Below are 19668 nucleotides of genomic sequence, written 5' to 3'. Positions count from 1 at the left end.
GCGCCCATGTACAAATCCAAATTCCCCTCCGAACTCGACCAGCCGACCCTGTCGGAATTGGACGGCGTGCGTTATCTGCACTTCAACACCGAATGGGTCCAGGGCGCCATGCGCATCAAGAACCCGGCGGAGCTGGTGCTGGAATACACCAGCCAGATGATGGCCTGGCTGCTGTTCCTGGAACCGCCCAAGGACGAGGCCATCGGCATGTTCGGCCTGGGCGCCGGCTCGCTGGCGCGCTTCTGCGCCAGGCAGACGCGCGCGCCGCTGCTGGCGGTGGAATGGAACCCGCGTGTCACCGCCGCCTGCCACATGTTCTTCCGCCTGCCGGGCGAGAACCGCCTGCGGGTCGAGCACGCCGACGCCGCCGAATGGGCCGCGGATCCGCTCAACGCCGGCCGCTGTCCCGTGCTGATGGTCGACCTGTATGACGCCTCGGCGCAGGGGCCGGTGCGCGACAGCGTCAAGTTCTACCGTGATTGCCGCCGCGTGCTGGGAGAGGTCGGGGTGGTGGCGGTGAACCTGTTCGGCCGTCACGAAAGTTTCGGCAAGAACATCGACAATCTGGCCAAGGCCTTCGACGATCGCATCGTGCTGCTGCCCGAGATCGATGCCGGCAACCAGATCGTGCTGGCGTTTTCCGGTCCGCGCCTGGCGGTCACGCCGGCCGAGCTGCTGGCGCGGGCCGAGGTGGTCGAATCCCAGTATGGCCTGCCGGCGCGCCGCTGGGCGCGTGCGCTGACCCGTCACGCGGTTGACGGCGTTCTGCATTTTTAGGTACGGGTTAGGGCAAGTCCTTACAACATCGGACTGGTCCGCTTCCACAGACCGGAGATATGATGGCCTTATTCATAATTATGAATTACGGCGCCGTCAGGCCGTCTGCCCATGACCTCACCCATCGTCCGGCAAGCCCTGTACCTGGAAGTCGCGGATCGCCTGCGCGGCATGATCCACGCGCGCGCGCTGCGCAACGGCGAGTGGATCGACGAACTGCGCCTGGCGGGCGAGCTGGGCATCTCGCGCACGCCGCTGCGCGAGGCGTTGAAGGTGCTGGCCACCGAGGGCCTGGTGCGGCTGGAGCCGCGCCGCGGCTGCTTCGTCAATGAATTGTCGGCGCAGGACCTGGAAGACATCTTTCCGTTGATGGCCATGCTGGAAGGCCGCTGCGCCCATGAAGCCGCGTGCAAGGCGTCGGACGCGCAGTTGGCGGCGCTGGCGCCGTTGCACGAGGCGCTGGCCGGCCATGCCGCCGCCGGCCGCATCGACGCCTATTACCAGACCAATTACCTGATCCACGAGGCGGTGCAGGCGCTGGCCGGCAACCAGTGGCTGGTCGACATGGTGGGCAATCTGCGCAAGGTGCTGAGCCTGTCGCGCCACCGCAGCCTGGCCTGGCCCGGCCGCATCCAGGAGTCCTGTGCCGAGCACCTGGCCATCTTCGAGGCCCTCCGGGCCCGCGAGCCCGAACGCGCCGAGGCGCTGGCGCGTCATCACCTGATGCGCCAGCTCGAGGTGCTGCGCGCATTGGCCGCCGCCGACGACGCGCCACCGCTTTCCGATCTTCCCGCAGCCGAGGAAACCGCCCATGAACGCACCCGCCAATCTCGCGCCCGCGCGCGGCGCACGCACGCCTGACGCCGAACCGGTCGACACGGACGCCGCCGAGGCCGGCGAAAGCCTGATCACCCGCCTGGGCCGGTTGTGGGAACGCGGCCGCCTGCCCAGTGAATCCGAAGTGCGGCGGCTGTTCGAGGCGCGCCTGACCGACGTGGCCGCCAACAAGCTGGCGCGGCGCTGGTGCGAGCGCTATAGCGCCGCCGACGGCAAGGACCGGCGCCTGATGCTGGCCGCCCTGGCGCAGGTGCGCGGCACCTTCGCGGGCGATGCCGCCGAGGGCGCACGCCTGTTCAAGCGCTTCAACGCGCAACCGATGGGCCTGCGCTTCCTGGTCGAGCTGCGCGCCGACATGCTGCGCTGGCGCAAGCAGGTCGCCGGCATCCAGGCGCTGGACAAGGATCTCGAAGGCCTGCTGTCGGCCTGGTTCGACGTCGGCCTGCTGGAACTGCGGCCGCTGACCTGGGACTCGCCCGCCTCGCTGCTGGAAAAACTGATCATCTACGAGGCCGTGCACGAGATCCAGTCGTGGGACGACCTGCGCCACCGCGTGGCGCCGGATCGCCGCTGCTACGCATACTTCCATCCGCAGTTGCCCGACGTGCCGCTGATCTTCGTCGAGGTGGCCTTTGCCGGCAGCATGGCCGACAACGTGCAGGCGCTGCTGGACAGCGCCGCGCCACGGCAGGACCTGGACAAGGCGCGCTGGGCGATTTTCTATTCCATTTCCAACACCCAGCCGGGCCTGAAGGGCATCAGTTTCGGCAATTTCCTGCTCAAGCGCGTGGTCGAGCAATTGCTGGAGGAACTGCCCAAGCTCAAGTCGTTCGCCACGCTGTCGCCGATTCCCGGCTTCGCCGACTGGCTCGGCAAGCTCGACGCCGACGCGGTCGAGGCGGTCCTGCGCGAGGATAAGTCGCGCGCCCAGGCGCGCCAGCGCGCCGGCGTGCCCGACGGCCGGCGCTGGGTGGCGCGGCTGACGCGCGCGGCACAGGGCAGGAAGACGTCCGACGTGGTCAAGCGCGCCGCGTTCCGCCTGGCCGCGCACTACCTGCAGGCGATGAAGAACGGCTTGCCGCTGGACGCGGTGGCGCGCTTCCACCTGGGCAACGGCGCGCGCATCGAGCGCCTGAACTGGGCGGCGGATACGTCGGCCAAGGGACTCAAGCAGTCCTGCGGCCTGATGGTCAATTACCTGTACGACCTGGATGAACTGGACGGCAATCTGGCGCGCCTGCATGAAGGCAAGCCGCAAGTGAGCCGCGGCGTGGGACGCGCGGCCTGAGCGGCGGCGCGTCGTCACACAAAAAAAAAACGATAACCAGCGAGGGGACATGACGGACAACACGGCAGGCCGTGTGCTGCTGCAACGCGACGGGCAACTGGCCTGGGTGACGCTGTCGCACCCGGGGCGCCTGAACGCCATCACCGTGGGCATGTGGCGCGAACTGCGCGACGTCTTCACGCGCATCGCCGCCGACGACGCGCTGCGCTGCGTGATCGTGCGCGGCGAGGGCGGCAATTTCGCCGCGGGCGCGGACATCCGCGAGTTTCCGGCCGAGCGCGCCGATGCCGCGGGCGTGCAGCGCTATCACCGCGAGATACTGGCGCCCGCATTGATGGCCGTGGCGCAATGCCCGCAGCCGGTGGTGGCGCAGATCGAAGGCGTGTGCGTCGGCGGCGGGCTGGAGATCGCCTGCCAGTGCGACCTGCGCATCGCCGGCGAATCGGCGCGCTTTGGCGTGCCGATCAACCGGCTGGGCTTTCCCATGGCGCCCGACGAGATGCGCGGCCTGCTGGCATTGGCCGGCCGCGCCGCGACGCTGGCCATTCTGCTCGAAGGCCGCGTGTTCGGCGCCGCCGAGGCGCGCGACCTGGGATTGCTGACGCGCATCGTGGCCGATGCCGAGGTGGCCGCGCAGGCCCGGCGCAGCGCCGAACGCATCTGCCAGGGCGCGCCGCTGGCCGCCCGCATCAACAAGCGCCTGTCGGCGCGCCTGGCGCAGGGCGGCGCCTTGACCGAAGCCGAATACCAGGATTATTTCTCCTACGCCGAGAGCCGGGACCACAAGGAGGGCGTGCGCGCTTTCCTGGCCGGCGTAGACCCCCACTTCTCCGGAGACTGAAAACGGTGAGCAACGCCAATCTATACGCTGTGCTGGAGGGCGGATTCCCCGCCGATCGCAAACAGGTCGCGCTCGAAACCCCCGAGCTGGCCTACACCTGGGACGACATCGACCGCGCCACGGCCTGCCTGGCCAACCTGCTGGCCTCGCTCAAGCTGCCCGAGGGCGCGCGGGTCGCGGTGCAGGTCGAGAAATCGCCCGAAGCCCTGTTGCTGTACCTGGCCACGCTGCGCGCCGGCCTGGTGTACCTGCCGCTGAACACCGCTTATCGCGAAGCCGAGATCGAGTATTTCCTGGGCAACGCCGAGCCGGCCGTGGTGGTCTGCGCCGGCAAGAACCGCGACTGGGTCCAGCGCGCCGCCGACAAGGCCGGCTGCGCGCATGTGTACACGCTCGACGAAGATCGCACCGGCACGCTGCTGGAAGCCGCCGGCGGCCTGTCGCAGACCTTCAGGACCGTCAAGCGCAAGCCGGACGACCTGGCCGCCATCCTCTACACGTCCGGCACCACCGGCCGCAGCAAGGGGGCGATGCTGTCGCATGGCAACCTGGCGTCCAACGCGCAAGTGCTGCACAAGCACTGGGGCTGGCGCTCGGACGACGTGCTGCTGCACATGCTGCCGATCTTCCATGTGCACGGCCTGTTCGTGGCCTCGCACGGCGCGCTGCTGGCGGGGGCGAAGATGATCTGGCTGCCCAAGCTGGACGCCGACCAGGCGCTGCGCTACCTGCCGCAGAGCACGGTAATGATGGGCGTGCCGACCTACTACGTGCGGCTGCTGGCCGACAAGCGCTTCAATCGCGACGTGTGCGCCAACATGCGCCTGTTCATCTCGGGCTCGGCGCCGCTGCTGTCCGAGACCTTCAACGATTTCCGCGAGCGCAGCGGCCACGCCATCCTGGAACGCTACGGCATGAGCGAGACCGTCATGCTGACCTCCAATCCGTATGACGCGGCCGATGGCGAACGCCTGGCCGGCACCGTGGGCCGGGCGTTGCCGGGCGTGCAGGTGCGGGTGGTGGACGATGCCGGCATCGCGCTGGCGCCGGGCGAGATCGGCAACGTGCAGGTGCGCGGACCCAACGTGTTCTCGGGCTACTGGCGCATGCCGGAAAAGACCCGCGAGGAATTCACGCAGGACGGCTGGTTCAAGACCGGCGACGTGGGCCGCTGGGGCGGCGAATCCGCCGGCCGTGACGTGCCTGCCGACTACCTGTCGATCGTCGGCCGCAGCAAGGACCTGATCATCTCCGGCGGCTTCAACGTCTATCCGAAAGAGATCGAGACGCTGATCGACGACATGCCGGGCGTGGCCGAGTCGGCCGTCATCGGCGTGCCGCATGCCGATTTCGGCGAAGCGGTGGTGGCGGTGGTGGTGCCCAAGGACGGCGCCACGCTGGACGCCGCCGCGATGCAGGCCGAGCTGAAGGCGCGCATCGCCAACTTCAAGGTGCCCAAGCGCGTGCACATCGTTGACCAGCTGCCGCGCAACACCATGGGCAAGGTGCAGAAGAACGTGCTGCGCGAAACCTATCAGGCGCTGTAGCGTCGTCATGCCAGGCCGGTCCACGCAGACCGGCCATTTTTTTCCAAGGAGCCCGACCCCTTTCCAGAACGATTCCCGAACCAGGCAGCATCCCAACCCAAGAACACAAGAGACGAGACGCGGGAAACGCGCCGTCCCCACGCTGCAGCAAGAGGAGACAATATGAAATACCGCATGTTCGCCGCGACCCTGCTGGCCACGCTGGCCGCCGGTTTCGCCGGCACCGCCAGCGCCGCGTCCTGGCCGGAACGGCCCATCACGCTCATCGTGCCCTTTCCCGCCGGGGGCGGCACCGATACCTTCGCCCGGCCGCTGGCCCAGCAGTTGACGATGCAACTGGGCCAGTCGGTGGTGATCGACAACAAGGGCGGCGCCGGCGGCACCGTCGGCGCGGGCGTGGCCGCCAAGGCGCGGCCGGACGGCTACACCTTCTTCATGGGGGGCGCGCACCATGCGCTGGCGCCGTCGCTGTACAAGAGCCTGAACTACAACATCCAGAAGGACTTCGTGCCGGTGGCGCTGGTGGCGCAGCCGCCGCAGGTGGTGGTCATCAATGCCACCAAGCTGCCCGTCAAGACGCTGCAGGAATTCATCGCCTACGCCAAGCAGCATCCCGGCGACATCAACTTCGGCACGGCCGGCAAGGGCAGCACCCACCACCTGGCCGGCGAACTGTTCGCCATGCAGACCGGCATCAAGCTGGTCGACGTGCCGTACCAGGGCGCTGGGCCGATGCTGACCGCGCTGATTGGCGGGCAGGTGGACCTGGCGTTCGACGGCCTGGGCTCGTCATCGGGTCATATCCGCTCGGGCGCGATCAAGCCGCTGGCGGTGGCCGCCGACAAGCGCTCGCCGTCGCTGCCGGACGTGCCGACCGCGGCCGAGGCCGGGGTGCCGAACTACGTGGTGTCGACCTGGTACGCGATCTGGGCGCCCGCGGGCACGCCGCAGGAGGCGGTGGACCGCATGACGGCGGAAATCACCAAGGCCCTGAACACGCCGAAGATCAAGGAGACCTGGGAGAGCAACGGCACCGCCATTCCGACCCTGACCGGGCCGGCCTTCGGCAAGTTCGTCGACAGCGAGGTGTCGCGCTGGGCCAAGGTGGTGTCGGACTCGGGCGTCAAGCTGGATTGACGCCCGCGGCGCGGGCGCGGGCGCGCGTCAGCGCCAGTCGCTGGCCAGGCTGAGCCTGGCCAGCTGGTCGCGCGTCAGCGTCAGGCTGGCGGCCTTGACCAGTTCGTCCAGCTGCGCCAGCGACGTGGCGCTGACGATCGGCGAGGTGATGCCGGGCTGCGCGATCTGCCAGGCCAGCGCGGCCTGGGCGGGCGTACAGTTGGCGTCCTCGGCGACTTCATCCAGCGCCTTGAGGATGCGGTAGCCGCGGTCGTTCAAGTAAGTGTCGACGATCTTCTTGCCGCGCGCGCTCTTGCCGACGTCGGCCGGGCCGCGGTACTTGCCGCTGAGAAAGCCGCTGGCCAGCGCGTAATAGTTGATGGTGCCCAGGTCCTGCGCCTTGACCAGCGCCTGCAGGTGCCCCTCGAACGGTTCGCGGCTGTACAGGTTGTATTCCGGCTGGATGCTCTCGTAGCGCGGCAGGTTGTGGCGTTCGCTGGCGATCAGCGCTTCGGACAGCCGCACCGCGGTGTAGTTGGAGGCGCCGATGGCGCGCACCTTGCCGGCTTCGATCAGCTTGGCGTATTCGCCCAGCGTGTCGGTCAGCGGCGTGTCGGGGTCGTCCTTGTGCGACTGGTACAGGTCGACGTGGTCGGTCTGCAGCCGCGCCAGCGACGCGTCCAGCGCGCGCCGGATGTAGGCCGGCGCCAGGCCCTTGGCGTCCGGGCCCATCTCCATGCCGACCTTGGTGGCGATCAGCACGCGGTCGCGCTTGCCCGAGCGCTTGAGCCACTTGCCGATCAGGGTTTCGGATTCACCGCCCTGGTTGCCGGGCACCCAGCGCGAATAAACGTCGGCGGTGTCGATGAAATTCAGGCCGGCGTCAACCAGCGCGTCCAGCAGCGAGAACGTGCCGGCCTCGTCGACGGTCCAGCCGAAGACGTTGCCGCCGAAGGTGAGGGGAGGAATCTGCAGGCCGGAGCGGCCCAATGCGCGTTTGATCATGATGTGGCCCTTTGGATGTCGCGGATGTCGTGTCGCGCGGGCGCGGCGCTTTTAGTATATTGGCGCCGCCCGCCCCGGCATGGGGCAGTCGCGCCGCGCATGCACCATTTCAGGGATTCCCCCCAAGTGAATTTGTGTTGCGACACGTTAGACTATACGGCTTTACGGCTGTCCGGACCGTGGGGAAGCCCGCGGAACAGCCGTAATAATGAACAAATACCAAGGGTTCAAGGAGCTTACCTATGCTGATCGGAAAAAAACATTTTCTGACGGTTGGCGCAATGGCGCTGGCGATGGCGATCGCCGCGCCGGTGGCGGCGCAGCAGAAGTCGGTGGCGGTCACCGCCATCGTCGAGCACCCGGCGCTGGACGCCGTGCGTGACGGGGTGCAGGACGCCCTCAAGCAAGCCGGCTACGAGCCGGGCAAGAACCTGAAGTGGCAGTACCAGAGCGCCCAGGGCAACACCGGCACCGCCGCCCAGATCGCGCGCAAGTTCGTCGGCGACAAGCCCGACGCCATCGTCGCCATCGCCACCCCGTCGGCCCAGGCCGTCGTGGCCGCCACCAAGGACGTGCCGGTGGTGTATTCCGCCGTGACCGACCCGGTCGCCGCCCAGCTGGTCGCCAGCATGGACGCCTCGGGCACCAACGTCACCGGCGTGTCGGACCTGCTGGCGCTGGACAAGCAGGTCGAGCTGATCAAGAAGATCGTGCCCAACGCCAAGCGCGTCGGCATGGTCTACAACCCGGGCGAGGCCAACTCGGTCGTGGTGGTCAAGAAACTGCAGGAAATCCTGCCCAAGTCGGGCATGAGCCTGGTCGAAGCCGCCGCCCCGCGTTCGGTCGACGTGGCGTCCGCCGCGCGCAGCCTGATCGGCAAGGTCGACGTCATCTACACCAACACCGACAACAACGTGGTCTCGGCCTACGAATCGCTGGTGAAGGTCGGCAACGACGCCAAGATCCCGCTGATCGCCTCGGACACCGACAGCGTCAAGCGCGGCGGCATCGCCGCCCTGGGCATCAATTACCGTGACCTGGGCGTGCAGACCGGCAAGGTCGTGGTGCGCATCCTCAAGGGCGAGAAGCCCGGCGCGATTCCGTCCGAAACCATCTCCAAGCTGGAGCTCTACGTGAACCCGGGCGCCGCCGCCAAGCAAGGCGTGACGCTGTCCGACGCGATCATCAAGTCGGCCGCGGTGGTGGTAAAGTAAAGCGCAAGTCGTTCGGCCCCGCCCGTGCCTACCCGGCATGAGCGGGGTTTTGTTTTATCTTGTTTTCTTGTGTTTGCCCCGCGCCGGTACGCGGGGTCCACAGGGCGGCAGCATCCACAAGGTGCGCGCGGCCCGGCGCGATGGCGTTGGCCTTGAACGGCAGGTTGGTCACGGACCGCATGCCGCGTTTTGCTCCCCGGAGCGTCCCTCAAGCAGCCCGCTTGCGGCCCTGGCCGCCAAGCCCGGCAACGCCTTGGCAGGAATCGAGAGAAAATCGCACGGCAGGAAACGTTTATTGCGAAAGCTCGGGTAAAACTGACCCCGAAACGCAAGAAGTTGGACGTTCCTAATCTCTAATATGCTCGTTCCCTACCTGATTGGATTTGACCCATGTCATTGTTCTCGTTGTTAGGCGCACTGGAGATCGGCCTGATCTTCAGCCTGGTGGCCTTGGGCGTATTTATCTCCTTTCGCCTGCTGCGCTTTCCGGACCTGACCGTTGATGGCAGTTTCCCGCTGGGCGGCGCCGTCTGTGCCACGCTGATCGCCTCGGGCACCGACCCGTTCGTGGCCACCATCGCCGCCACCTTCGCCGGCGCCGCCGCCGGGCTGGTCACCGGCTGGCTCAACGTCAAGCTCAAGATCATGGATCTGCTGGCCAGCATCCTGATGATGATCGCGCTGTATTCCGTGAACCTGCGCATCATGGGCAAGCCCAACGTGCCGCTCATCACCGAACCCACCGTCTTCACCATCCTGCAGCCGGGCTGGCTGTCGGACTACGTGGCGCGGCCGCTGATCCTGGTGGTCATCGTGATCCTGGCCAAGCTGGCGCTGGACTGGTTCTTCGCCACCCAGACCGGCCTGGCGGTGCGCGCCACCGGCTCGAACGGCCGCATGGCCCGCGCGCAGGGCGTGAACACCGGCCGCATGATCCTGGGCGGCATGGCGCTGTCGAACGCGCTGGTCGCCATGGCGGGCGCGCTGTTCGCGCAGACCCAGGGCGGTTCCGACATCTCCATGGGCATCGGCACCATCGTCATCGGCCTGGCCGCGGTGATCGTCGGCGAAAGCATCCTGCCGTCGCGCAAGCTGGTGCTGGCCACGCTGGCCGTCATCATCGGCGCCATCGTCTACCGCTTCTTCATCGCGCTGGCGCTGAACAGCGATTTCATCGGCCTGAAGGCGCAGGACCTGAACCTCGTCACCGCGGTGCTGGTCACGATCGCCCTGGTCATTCCCATGCTCAAGCGCCGGCTGGTCGGCAAGAAGGGGCGCTGATATGTTGTCCGCAAAAGACCTCAAGATCACTTTCAACGCCGGCACGCCGATCGAGACGCGGGCGCTGCGCGGGCTGTCGCTGGACATCCCGTCGGGCCAGTTCGTCACCGTCATCGGCTCCAACGGCGCGGGCAAGTCGACCTTCCTGAATGCCGTGTCGGGCGACCTGCCGGTCGATTCCGGCCGCATCGAGATCGACGGCGCCGACGTCACGCGCCAGCCGGTCTGGGCCCGCGCCTCGCGCGTGGCGCGCGTGTTCCAGGATCCGATGGCTGGCACCTGCGAAGACCTGACCATCGAAGAGAACATGGCGCTGGCGCAGTTGCGCGGCGCGCGCCGTGGCTATGGCCGCGCGGTCAAGGCCTCGATGAAGGAAGGTTTCCGCGAACGCCTGGCCACGCTCGGCCTGGGCCTGGAAAACCGCCTGACCGACCGCATCGGCCTGCTCTCGGGCGGCCAGCGCCAGGCCGTGAGCCTGCTGATGGCGGCGCTGCAGCCGTCGCGCATCCTGCTGCTGGACGAACACACCGCCGCGCTCGACCCGCGCACCGCCGACTTCGTGCTGCAACTGACGGCGCGCATCGTGGCCGAAAGCAAGCTGACCACCATGATGGTCACGCACAGCATGCGCCAGGCGCTGGACGTGGGCGACCGCACGGTGATGCTGCACCAGGGCCAGGTGGTGCTGGACGTGTCCGGCGATGAACGCCGCGGCATGGACGTGCCCGACCTGCTGGCCATGTTCGAGCGCGTGCGCGGCGAGAAGCTGTCGGACGACGCCTTGCTGCTGGGCTGAACGGACGCTCCGGAAGCCGCCAGGCGCAAGACCCGGCGCGGATCCCTCGGGATCACGCCGGGTTTTTTCATGCCGGCGCGCGGCGCCCGCGCGGATTGGCGGTCAGGCCGCCAGCGCGCGCCAGCTGCGCAGCAGCAGCGTCTCGATGTCGTGCACTGGCAGGCCGGTGGCGCGCGCCACGGCCTCGCGGTAGGGCGGCATGTTGGTGCATTCGAGCACGATGTCGGTCAGGTCCGGGGCGCGCCGCGCCAGCCGTTCGGCCGCCTCGACCACGTCGCGTTCGACCCGCGCCAGATCCATGTCCGGCGCGTTTTCCAGGATGCGCGCCTGCATCTCGCAGCCGGGCGCCAGGCCTTCGACCACGGCGTTGGCGGGCACGCCGGCCGCATCCTGCAAGGCGCGATCGAGCGAGGCCGCATCGAAGGTGACGATGCCCACCCGCGCCAGGCCATGGCATTGCAGCAGGCTGGACGACACGACTGGCACCGGCACGGCGGCCTGCAAGGCGTCCTGGTAGCGCGCCAGGAAACCGCAACTGGTGGAGATCAGCGCCGCGCCGTCGCGCGCCAGACCCACGGCGGCATCGATGAACGGCCGCAGGAAGGCCGGGTCGGCTTCCTGCACGATCTTGCGCGGCGAGGCGCCCGGCACCGTGACGAAGCGCGCCGGGATGCCGGCGCGGGCGTAGGTCTCGGGGTTGCCGACGTCGCCGGGCGGGCGCGGAAAGCGCGTGTCCAGCATCAGCAGGCCGAGAAAGGCGCCTGGGGCCGCGGGCGCGGCTGGCAGAGTTGCATCGTTCGTGGCCACGCGAGGCTCCCGTGAATGTCGATACGCCCTAGAGGAATCGTCCCGGACGGAAGGCGTCGTGGCGGCCGGTGGCGTCGCCGTCGGTCATCAATTCCCCTAGTATCTGCGCGGTGCCGGGCGCCGTGCTGAAACCGATGTGCTGGTGGCCCAGCGCCAGCCACAGGCCGGGATGGCGCGGCGCCTGGCCGATCATCGGGCGGCTGTCCGGCAGCGTCGGGCGGCGGCCGAGCCAGGCCCGCGGGTCCAGCCGCTCGCCCAGGTCGATGGCCTCGCGCGCCCGGGTTTCCGCCAGGTCCAACTGGATGGGACGGGCAGGCGCGTCGCAGTCGTCCAGCTCGACGCCGGTGGTCAGCCGCAGACCGCGCGCCATCGGCGACAGCACGTAGCCGCCGCCGGTGTCGTAGATGGGGCGGCCCAGCGCCGGGCCGCCGGCGGCGCCGTAATGCATGTGATAGCCGCGCTCGAACGCCAGCGGCAGGTCGATGCCGGTGGTCTTGAGCAGGGCCTTGGACCACGGGCCCAGCGCCACCACCAGGTCGGGCGCCGTCAGCGTTTCCGTGCCGGCGTCGCCTTGCACGATCCAGCCACGTCCGCCATCGCGGCGGATGGCGGCGGCCCGCAGTGTGCGGAAGACGCCGCCCGAGCGCTGGAACAGGTCGGCGTAGGCCGTGGTCACGGCGCCGGGATCGTCCACCGAATAGGAACCCTGGATCCACAGCGCGCGCGGGAAGATCGGCGCCAGGGCCGGCTCCAGTTGCGCCAGTTCGGCCGGGGCCAGCGCCTGGGTCGGCACCTGGTGGCGGGCGTAGGCCTCGCGCGCCAGGGCGCCGCCCTGCCACGCCTGTTCGCTGCGGAACAGGAAGATCCAGCCGCTGTCGCGCAGGCGGTGGCGCGCGCCGGCCGCGTCCAGCAGGCGCAGGTGTTCGGCGGCGGAGCGCCGGATCAGGCCGTCGAGCGCCGCCGTGGTTTCGCCGAACACCGACGGCCGGGCGCGCGCCAGGAAGCCCGCCGCCCAGCCCAGGTTGCGGGCCAGGTACGCGGCGCGGTAGCGGAATTGGACGGTGTCGTTGCGCAGCAGCCGGGGCAACTGGCGCCACAGGCCGGGATGGTTGAAGGGCATGAGGGAGCTGCGGGCCAGGACGCCGGCGTTGCCGGATGAGGTTTCCCGGCCGGGATCCTGGCGGTCGACCAGGGTGACCTGCATGCCGCGCCGCTGCAGTTCCAGCGCGCAGCAGACGCCGACGATGCCGGCGCCGAGCACTATGACTTGCTTTCCCATCGTCGCTGTCGCTGCTTGAGTCGGTATGGAACCAAGGGAGGTGAGCGGACGATTGTAGGGCAGCGGGCGGGCGCCAGCGAAGGCGGGCATTCCAGGATTGCGACGCGGCGGCCACCAGGCGGGTGGGCCGGCGCTGGTCACGCCGGCGGCCGCTGCCCCAGGATGCGGCCGGCCGCCGCCACGCCCCACCACGCGGCTTCTTCGAACACCGAATAGCCGGACAGGTCGGCATGGGCGAACAGCACCGGGCCGTCCACCTCGCGCAACGCCGCCAGGCCGGCGTTCGATAGATAGCCGCAATAGGGCGAGGCCATGGCATGGCCGCGCACCGTGATCTCCAACTGCCGGGCGCGACGCCAGAACTCGTCGCCATAGGCGGCGACCAGGTCGGCGGCGGCCTCGTCGCGCAGCGCCTCGGGGCGGGCCTCGGCGAGCCATTGCCGCGCGGCCTGTGGCGTCTGGTTGCTGAGGGCATGGTAGGCGGTGAACACCGTGCGCGGCGAACGCGCCACGCGCAGCAATTGGTGGGTCGAGACCACGTAGCCCAGCGCCTGGCCCTGGTAGACCACGTTGTCCCACGATAGCGGTTCGCCCGGCGCTTCGCGCGGATAGCCGTCCATGACGAAGTTCGACACCAGCCAGGGCGCGTGCGGCGACGCATGCGCGGCCGGATCGTAACCGTAGGCGCGGATGTCGGGCAGCAGGCGCTGGGCCACGAACAGCGGCATGGCGCAGACCGCGCGTTGCGCTTGCAGCGTAAAGACGCGGGCGGCGGGCCCCGGCGCCAGGCAATCGATGCGCGGGCCGGCCGCGCTTTCCTGCAACCGCGCGGCGGTCCCGGGCAGCAGCCAGCCCTCATGGCCGAGACGGGCGCTGATGGCGTTGCGCAGCCGTTGCACCAGCGGCGCCAGGCCGCCGGGCCAGGTCAGCACCGCGCCCTCGGCGGCGTTGGCGGCATGGCCGTCGCGGCTGGCGAAGTAGTGCAGCCCGGCCCAGGCCGAGACCCGGTCGTAGGGCGCGCCGTAGTCGTCGCGGCAGCAGTAGTTCAGGTACCAGTGCAGGGCGGGGGAGGTGTAGCCTTCGCGGTCCAGCCACTGCTTGAATGTGAGCGCGTCCAGCGCGCGCCAGACAGGGTCGCGCGAGGACAGCACGATCGGGATGCAGAAGACCTTGCGGCCGTCGTTGCCGATCGCGCCGTGCAGCCGGTCCACCAGCGCCAGGAACTTGCGGTGCTGTTCGAGATCGGCCTCGGGCAGCCCGTGCATCGGCAAGAGACCGTCTTCCCAGCGGCCGTCGCGCAGCAGCCGTTCCTGCGGCGAGTGCGCCAGGATGGCCTCGTCGTAATAGGGCCGCTCGCCGAAGGCGTCGCGCTCGGCGATGCCGAAATCGGCCAGCATCTCGCGCACGTGGGTGGACTGCATCGACGGCAGCGGCAGGTAGTGCGCGCCGAGCGGGTAGTCGAGCCCGTCGCGGGCGCCGGCGGCGGCGTTGCCGCCGTACTCGGGGCCTTGGACCACGACGAAATCGGTGAAGCCTTCGCGCGCTAGTTTCCAGGCGCACGACAGGCCGGCCACGCCGGACCCCAGGATCGCCACCTGGCAGCGGCGGGCGCCGGCCGACGGCGGCAGCGCCGCGCCATCGCGCAGCGCGTGACCGGCCTGCATGCCCGGGTAGCGCACCTCGGGCGTGGTCTCGACCACGCGTGAACGGTAGTAACCCGCCGTGCCGGCGGCGGCGGCGGTGGCGACGCCCAGCAGGAAGGTGCGGCGCCGCATCAGCGGATGACCTTGCGCCAGTCCTCGTCGAAGTACCGCACGAGCGATTGTTCGTTCAGGCGGTTCGGCGGCATGGCCAGCGCCGGCATGTCGGCGGGAAAGTGGAACAGCTCGCGCAGCGTGGCCGGATCGAGGTAGCGGGTCGGCACGGTGACGGCGTCCGGCGGCGTGTAGTCGCGGCGCTTGCCGGCCAGGATGAAGCCCCAGTCGCCGAACGACGGCACGTAGGCGTGGTACGGCCAGGTGTTCAGGCCGGCTTCCTTGAGCGTGGAGTCCACGCTCCAGAACGAGCGCGGCGCGAAGTAGGGCGAGGTCGACTGGATCACCATGTAGCCGTTCTCGGCCAGGTGCCGCGCCATCAGGTGGTAGACCGGCACCGAGTACAGCCGGCCCAGGCCGAAGTTGGACGGATCCGGAAAGTCCACCACGATGAAGTCGTAGACCTCGGCGTGGCTTTCGAGCCAGCGGCCGGCGTCGTCGTTGATGACGGTGACGCGCGGATCGGTCAGCGAGCCCTGATTCAGTTTCGTCAACGGTTCGGAGCGCGAGAACAGGCCGGTCATGGCCGGGTCCAGGTCCACCAGCGTGACACGCTCAACGTGCTTGAATTTGAGGATCTCGCGCACCGCCAGGCCGTCACCGCCGCCCAGCACCAGTACGTTGCGGGCCCAGGGCAGGGCCTGCAGGCCCGGGATCACCAGCGACTCGTGGTAACGGTGTTCGTCGCGCGACGAGAATTGCAGGTTGCCGTTGATGTACAGCCGCAGGTCGTCGTGCCAGCGCGTCACGATCAGGCGCTGGTAGGGCGTGGTCTCGGCGTGCACCACGTCGTCGCCGTACAGGCCCTTCTCGGCCCAGGCCGTCATCTGGCCGGAAAACAGGAAGCCCAGCGCCAGCAGCCCCAGCACCACGCCGCCGCGTATGGCACGTTCGGCAGGGCGCCGGATCTCGCCGCGGAACAGCCAGGTGGTCCACAGCGCCACGCCGGCGTTGAGCATGCCGAACAGGAAACTGGTGCGCAGCAGGCCCAGCTTGGGCGCCAGCAGCAGCGGAAAGATCAGCGACACGGCCAGCGCGCCGAGATAATCGAAAGTCAGCACGCGGCTGACGATCTCGCGGAACTCGGCCTTGCGCTGGTTGAAGACGCGCATCACCAGCGGGATCTCCATGCCGACCATCAGTCCGATGATGAAGACGCCCGCGTACAGCGCCGCGCGAAACGGCGCCGACAGCCAGGCGAACACCAGGAACAGGACCGCGGCGGAAACCCCGCCCAGCAAGGCGACGGCCAGTTCGACGTCGATGAATCGATTCAAAACGTCGTCGTCTCTTACATATTTTGACAACCACGATCCGATGCCCATCGCGAACAGATAGCAGCCGATGACGGACGAGAACTGGAGGATGGAATCGCCCAGCAGATAGCTGGCCAGCGCGCTGCTGATGAGCTCGTAGCCCAGGCCGCAGGAAGCGACGATCAATACCGACAGGATGAGGACGCGGTCGCGCATGAGGGTTCCGACTCGAAAAATGCGTTCGCAGTATATCGAAGGCGGCGTATATACTGCGCGCAATCAGGGCCTGGAGGGGCGATTATGGGAGAAGCGATGCATCCGGCGGTGACCTATCTGATCTACATTGTTTCGGCGCTGGTCATGCTGGGCATTTTCACCGCCGTCTACACCACGGTGACGCGCTACAAGGAATTCGAACTGATCCGCCAGGGCAACATTGCCGCGGTGCTCTCATACAGCGGCGCGTTGGTCGGTTTTTCGTTCACGCTCTGCTCCAGCATCGCCATCCATGCGAGCTTCGTCATGTTCCTGGTCTGGGGCGTGGCCGCCATGGTGGTGCAACTGGTCGTCTATGCCGTCGTGTCGCGCGCCATCCAGGGCCTGCACGAGGCCATCGAGGAAAACAACATCGCCATGGGCGGCCTGATCGGTTCGATCTCGCTGGCCGCCGGCGTGGTCAACGCCGCCTGCCTGACCTGAGCGGCCCGCGCGTCGACCCATCTCTGACACAGGAGAACTAGCCATGAGTCTCGGTTCATTTATCCGCAAACAGTTCATCGACATCCTGCAATGGAACGAGGACGGCGACGGCGTGCTGGCCTGGCGCCACCCGATGCAGGATTTCGAAATCCAGTACGGCGCCAGCCTGACCGTGCGCGAGTCGCAGATGGCGGTGTTCGTCAACGAAGGCAAGGTGGCCGACGTGTTCGGCCCCGGCATGTACAAGCTGACCACCCAGACGCTGCCGGTGCTGACGTACCTGAAGAACTGGGACAAGCTGTTCGAGTCGCCCTTCAAGTCGGACGTGATCTTCTTCAGCACCCGCCTGCAACTGGGCCGGCGCTGGGGCACGGCGCAGCCGGTGACGCTGCGCGACAGCGAATTCGGCATGGTGCGGCTGCGCGCCTTCGGCGTGTATTCGTACCAGATCACCGATCCGGCCAAGTTCTACCGCGAGATCAGCGGCACGCGCGACGTCTACACCGTCGATGACCTGGAAGCGCAGTTGCGCAACATGGTGGTCGCGGCCATGACCACCGCGCTGGGCGGCTCCAAGGTGCCGTTCCTGGACATCGCCGGCAACCAGGGCCTGATGTCGCAGAGCATCGGCGAACAGCTCGGCCCGGTGTTCGAGCGCTATGGCGTCAAGCTCGACAACTTCACGGTCGAGAACGTGTCGCTGCCGGAAGAACTGCAGAAGGCGCTGGACACGCGGATCTCGATGGGCATGGCGGGCGACCTGGGCAAGTTCACCCAGTACCAGACCGCCACCTCGATCCCACTGGCGGCGCAGAACGAAGGCGGCATCGCCGGCATCGGCGCGGGCCTGGCGGCCGGCGCGGCGCTGGGCCAGACCATGGCGGCCGGACTGGGCGTGGCCGCGGGGCAACCGGCGGCCGGCGCCCAGGCGGCAGCTGGCACGGCCGCGGGCGCGGCGGCCGCTTCGGGCGCCGACCCGGTGCAGCGCCTGCAGCAGCTCAAGGACCTGCTCGACAAGGGCCTGATCACGCCGGCCGACTACGACGCGGCCAAGGCCGAAGTCCTGAAGAAACTCACCAGCTGAGCGCCGCCCGCCCATGCAGCAGGTCCTGTGTCCGCAGTGCGGAGCACCCGTCAAGTTCACTTCCACGGCATCGGTCATGGCGGTCTGCGGCGCCTGCCGCAGCACGCTGCTCAAGGACGCCGAGTCGGTCAAGCGCATCGGCGAGACCGCCGATGTCCTGGAAGACTATTCGCCGCTGTGCCTGGGCGCCGCCGGCCAGTTCGAGGGCAAGCGCTTCGACCTGATCGGCCGCATCCAGCTGCGCTACGAGGACGGCTTCTGGAACGAGTGGTACCTGTGGTTCGATGACGGCTCGGACGGCTGGCTGTCGGACGCCTCCGGCCAGTACGCCATTACCCGCCGCCGCAAGGTCAAGACGGTGCAGGGCCTGCCGGCCTTCGCCGACATCTCGCCCGGCGACGACATGAAGCTGGACGGCCAGCGCTTCACGGCTTCCGACGTGCGGCGCTGCCGCGCTGGCGGCGCGCAGGGGGAACTGCCGTTCGTGCCGGGCGATGGCTGGGAAGCCAAGGTGGCCGATTTCCGCAGCCTGGATGCGTTCCTGACGCTGGACTTCTCCGATGGTCCCGAACCCGAGCTCTACATCGGCAAGGCCTTCGACCTGTCGGGCATGCAGGCGGCGACGCTGCGTTCGAACGAACAGGTCGAGGAAACCGCCGGGCGCTTCCGCGGCCAGATCAAGGCCCTGGACTGCCCCAGCTGCGGCGCGCCGATCAGCTTCGTCGCCGCCATGGCGACGCAGGTGGTGTGCCCGTCGTGCGCGGCCACGGTCGACTGCGCCGGCGAGACCGCCGAAGTCATCGGCAAGGCGCGCAAGATCAACGCCATCAAGACCACGCTGGCGCTGGGCGCCACCGCCAAGATCGATGGCGCCGCCTACACCCTGATCGGCCTGATGAAATGCGCCGATCCGGATCCCGAAGAGCCCTCGGACTGGATCGAATACCTGTTGTTCAACCCCGCCAAGGGCTTCATCTGGCTGGTGGAGACGGACGAGGGCTGGGAGCGCGTGCAGGTCTGCGATACCTGGCCCAGCTACAACAACGCCACCAGCGTGCGCTGGCGCTCCAAGCTGTACCAGAAGCTGTACGACTACACCTCGCGCGTCGACCTGGCGCTGGGCGCCTTCAACTGGCGCGTCAGGGTCGGCGACAGCACCAAGATCACCGACTACAAGGCCGGCAACCTCAAGCTCACCCGCGAACAGGGGCCGGCCGAGGTGGGCTGGTCGGCCGCTGCGCCGGTGGCGCCGGCGCAACTGGCCCAGTGGTTCGACAATCCCGAACTGGCCAGGCAGAAGGCGATGCCGCGCTCGGCCTCGCTGGGCGGTTATCGCAAATGGGCCTGGTTCGCCACCATCGCCATGGGATTCCTCAACTTGGGCAACATCTTCAGCGGCCGCATCCTGCCGATCCTGATCGGCCTGGCCTTCCTGTGGCTGCCGGCCAGCCTCGCGGACAAGATGTCGGCAAAGGACGACTGAGGCATGGGCAAGTTCTTCTACGCCATCTACGCCCTGATCGTGGTCATCGCAGCCACCGGCGCCAGCTCGCCCGGCGCCCGCTTCACCAGCGGTGGCAGCGGCGGCAGCAGCAGCAGTTGGGGCGGCGGATCGTCGGGCAGCTCGGGCTGGTCGTCGGGCGGATCGCACAAGTGACGCCGCACGCGACGCCCGGCCGCCACATCCTGGCCGACTTCCGTGGCGTGGACGCCGGCCTGCTGGCCGACGCCCAGGCGCTCGAGCGCGAGCTGCTGGGGGCCGCCGAGGCCGCCGGCGCGCGCGTGCTGGGCGCCCACTTCCACCATTTCGGCGAAGGCGCGGGCGTGACGGGCGTGGTCATGCTGAGCGAATCGCACATCAGCGTGCATTCCTGGCCGGAGCACCGGTTCGCGGCGCTGGACATCTTCATGTGCGGGGCCGCCCGGCCCGAACTGGCGCTCGAGCGGCTGCGGGCCGCGCTGGCCCCCGACACGGTGCGCGTCACCACGGTCGACCGCGGCTGAGCGGGTTCCGGGTCGATTTCCTC

At 68.5% G+C, this 19668-nt stretch carries 20 protein-coding genes; 14 read left to right on the top strand and 6 right to left on the bottom strand.

Annotated features, from left to right (window positions below; genetic code table 11):
- Positions 1 to 6: 6 nt before the first annotated feature.
- From HV742_RS20965 to HV742_RS20940, 6 genes are all read left to right on the top strand, one after another.
- Entirely contained in the window at positions 7 to 777 is a 771-nt protein-coding gene (locus HV742_RS20965; RefSeq protein ID WP_049072718.1) for a class I SAM-dependent methyltransferase, read from the top strand.
- 111 nt (positions 778 to 888) lie between these two features.
- Positions 889 to 1638 (top strand): GntR family transcriptional regulator, encoded by a 750-nt coding sequence (locus HV742_RS20960; RefSeq protein ID WP_054416374.1) that lies wholly within the window; start codon positions 889 to 891, stop codon positions 1636 to 1638.
- Positions 1589 to 2902, top strand: coding sequence for a malonyl-CoA decarboxylase domain-containing protein (locus HV742_RS20955; RefSeq protein ID WP_049072720.1), 1314 nt, complete (start codon positions 1589 to 1591; stop codon positions 2900 to 2902). Before HV742_RS20960 ends, HV742_RS20955 begins: the two co-directional genes overlap by 50 nt.
- 49 nt (positions 2903 to 2951) lie before the next feature.
- Complete coding sequence (locus HV742_RS20950; protein WP_175146273.1) at positions 2952 to 3743, top strand: enoyl-CoA hydratase/isomerase family protein; 792 nt, start codon at positions 2952 to 2954, stop codon at positions 3741 to 3743.
- Between the two features lie 5 nt (positions 3744 to 3748).
- Positions 3749 to 5290 carry a malonate--CoA ligase gene (locus tag HV742_RS20945; RefSeq protein ID WP_175146272.1) on the top strand — a complete coding sequence of 514 codons (1542 nt, stop codon included), beginning with the start codon at positions 3749 to 3751 and terminating at the stop codon, positions 5288 to 5290.
- A 162-nt stretch (positions 5291 to 5452) separates the two neighbouring features.
- On the top strand, positions 5453 to 6427 hold the full coding sequence (locus tag HV742_RS20940) for a Bug family tripartite tricarboxylate transporter substrate binding protein (RefSeq protein ID WP_049072725.1): 975 nt from the start codon (positions 5453 to 5455) through the stop codon (positions 6425 to 6427).
- A gap of 27 nt (positions 6428 to 6454) precedes the next feature.
- On the opposite strand, the gene HV742_RS20935 is transcribed toward HV742_RS20940, so the two are convergent.
- On the bottom strand, positions 6455 to 7411 hold the full coding sequence (locus tag HV742_RS20935; RefSeq protein ID WP_059272160.1) for an aldo/keto reductase: 957 nt from the start codon (positions 7409 to 7411) through the stop codon (positions 6455 to 6457).
- A 242-nt stretch (positions 7412 to 7653) separates the two neighbouring features.
- On the opposite strand from HV742_RS20935, the gene HV742_RS20930 reads away from it, so the two are divergent.
- Positions 7654 to 8625 carry an ABC transporter substrate-binding protein gene (locus HV742_RS20930; protein ID WP_049072728.1) on the top strand — a complete coding sequence of 324 codons (972 nt, stop codon included), beginning with the start codon at positions 7654 to 7656 and terminating at the stop codon, positions 8623 to 8625.
- Positions 8626 to 8653: 28 nt separating this feature from the next.
- Here HV742_RS20930 and HV742_RS20925 read toward each other — a convergent pair whose 3' ends face one another.
- Positions 8654 to 8806 (bottom strand): hypothetical protein, encoded by a 153-nt coding sequence (locus HV742_RS20925; protein ID WP_155755470.1) that lies wholly within the window; start codon positions 8804 to 8806, stop codon positions 8654 to 8656.
- A 209-nt stretch (positions 8807 to 9015) separates the two neighbouring features.
- Here HV742_RS20925 and HV742_RS20920 point away from each other — a divergent pair, with 209 nt between their 5' ends.
- The gene (locus HV742_RS20920) at positions 9016 to 9906 is read left to right on the top strand and encodes an ABC transporter permease (RefSeq protein ID WP_049072730.1); all 891 of its coding nucleotides are present in this window, start codon (positions 9016 to 9018) and stop codon (positions 9904 to 9906) included.
- Between the two features lies 1 nt (position 9907).
- Complete coding sequence (locus HV742_RS20915) at positions 9908 to 10702, top strand: ABC transporter ATP-binding protein (protein ID WP_026384195.1); 795 nt, start codon at positions 9908 to 9910, stop codon at positions 10700 to 10702.
- Between the two features lie 102 nt (positions 10703 to 10804).
- Here HV742_RS20915 and HV742_RS20910 read toward each other — a convergent pair whose 3' ends face one another.
- From HV742_RS20910 to HV742_RS20895, 4 genes are all read right to left on the bottom strand, one after another.
- Positions 10805 to 11509 carry an aspartate/glutamate racemase family protein gene (locus HV742_RS20910; RefSeq protein WP_302478804.1) on the bottom strand — a complete coding sequence of 235 codons (705 nt, stop codon included), beginning with the start codon at positions 11507 to 11509 and terminating at the stop codon, positions 10805 to 10807.
- 28 nt (positions 11510 to 11537) lie between these two features.
- A complete protein-coding gene (locus HV742_RS20905) occupies positions 11538 to 12788 on the bottom strand; it encodes an NAD(P)/FAD-dependent oxidoreductase (RefSeq protein WP_175146271.1) in 1251 nt (416 codons plus the stop codon).
- Between the two features lie 137 nt (positions 12789 to 12925).
- The gene (locus HV742_RS20900) at positions 12926 to 14563 is read right to left on the bottom strand and encodes an NAD(P)-binding protein (RefSeq protein WP_175146270.1); all 1638 of its coding nucleotides are present in this window, start codon (positions 14561 to 14563) and stop codon (positions 12926 to 12928) included.
- Positions 14563 to 16074 (bottom strand): polyamine aminopropyltransferase, encoded by a 1512-nt coding sequence (locus HV742_RS20895; RefSeq protein ID WP_175146269.1) that lies wholly within the window; start codon positions 16072 to 16074, stop codon positions 14563 to 14565. Before HV742_RS20895 ends, HV742_RS20900 begins: the two co-directional genes overlap by 1 nt.
- Before the next feature lie 96 nt (positions 16075 to 16170).
- Here HV742_RS20895 and HV742_RS20890 point away from each other — a divergent pair, with 96 nt between their 5' ends.
- From HV742_RS20890 to speD, 5 genes are read left to right on the top strand one after another with little or no spacing between them, the layout of a single operon-like run.
- On the top strand, positions 16171 to 16557 hold the full coding sequence (locus tag HV742_RS20890) for a DUF350 domain-containing protein (RefSeq protein WP_049072739.1): 387 nt from the start codon (positions 16171 to 16173) through the stop codon (positions 16555 to 16557).
- A gap of 43 nt (positions 16558 to 16600) precedes the next feature.
- Complete coding sequence (locus tag HV742_RS20885; RefSeq protein WP_049072741.1) at positions 16601 to 17641, top strand: SPFH domain-containing protein; 1041 nt, start codon at positions 16601 to 16603, stop codon at positions 17639 to 17641.
- 13 nt (positions 17642 to 17654) lie between these two features.
- A complete protein-coding gene (locus HV742_RS20880) occupies positions 17655 to 19124 on the top strand; it encodes a DUF4178 domain-containing protein (RefSeq protein ID WP_175146268.1) in 1470 nt (489 codons plus the stop codon).
- Between the two features lie 3 nt (positions 19125 to 19127).
- On the top strand, positions 19128 to 19298 hold the full coding sequence (locus HV742_RS20875) for a hypothetical protein (RefSeq protein ID WP_162876642.1): 171 nt from the start codon (positions 19128 to 19130) through the stop codon (positions 19296 to 19298).
- On the top strand, positions 19295 to 19645 hold the full coding sequence (gene speD / locus HV742_RS20870) for an adenosylmethionine decarboxylase (protein ID WP_049072743.1): 351 nt from the start codon (positions 19295 to 19297) through the stop codon (positions 19643 to 19645). The genes HV742_RS20875 and speD overlap by 4 nt, the downstream gene beginning before the upstream one ends.
- Positions 19646 to 19668: the final 23 nt, after the last annotated feature.

The sequence above is a fragment of the Achromobacter ruhlandii genome, assembly GCF_902859695.1.
Taxonomy (GTDB): domain Bacteria; phylum Pseudomonadota; class Gammaproteobacteria; order Burkholderiales; family Burkholderiaceae_B; genus Achromobacter; species Achromobacter ruhlandii.
The sequence above is the reverse complement of the archived record's forward strand: the minus strand, read 5'-3'. Positions and strand labels throughout refer to the sequence as shown.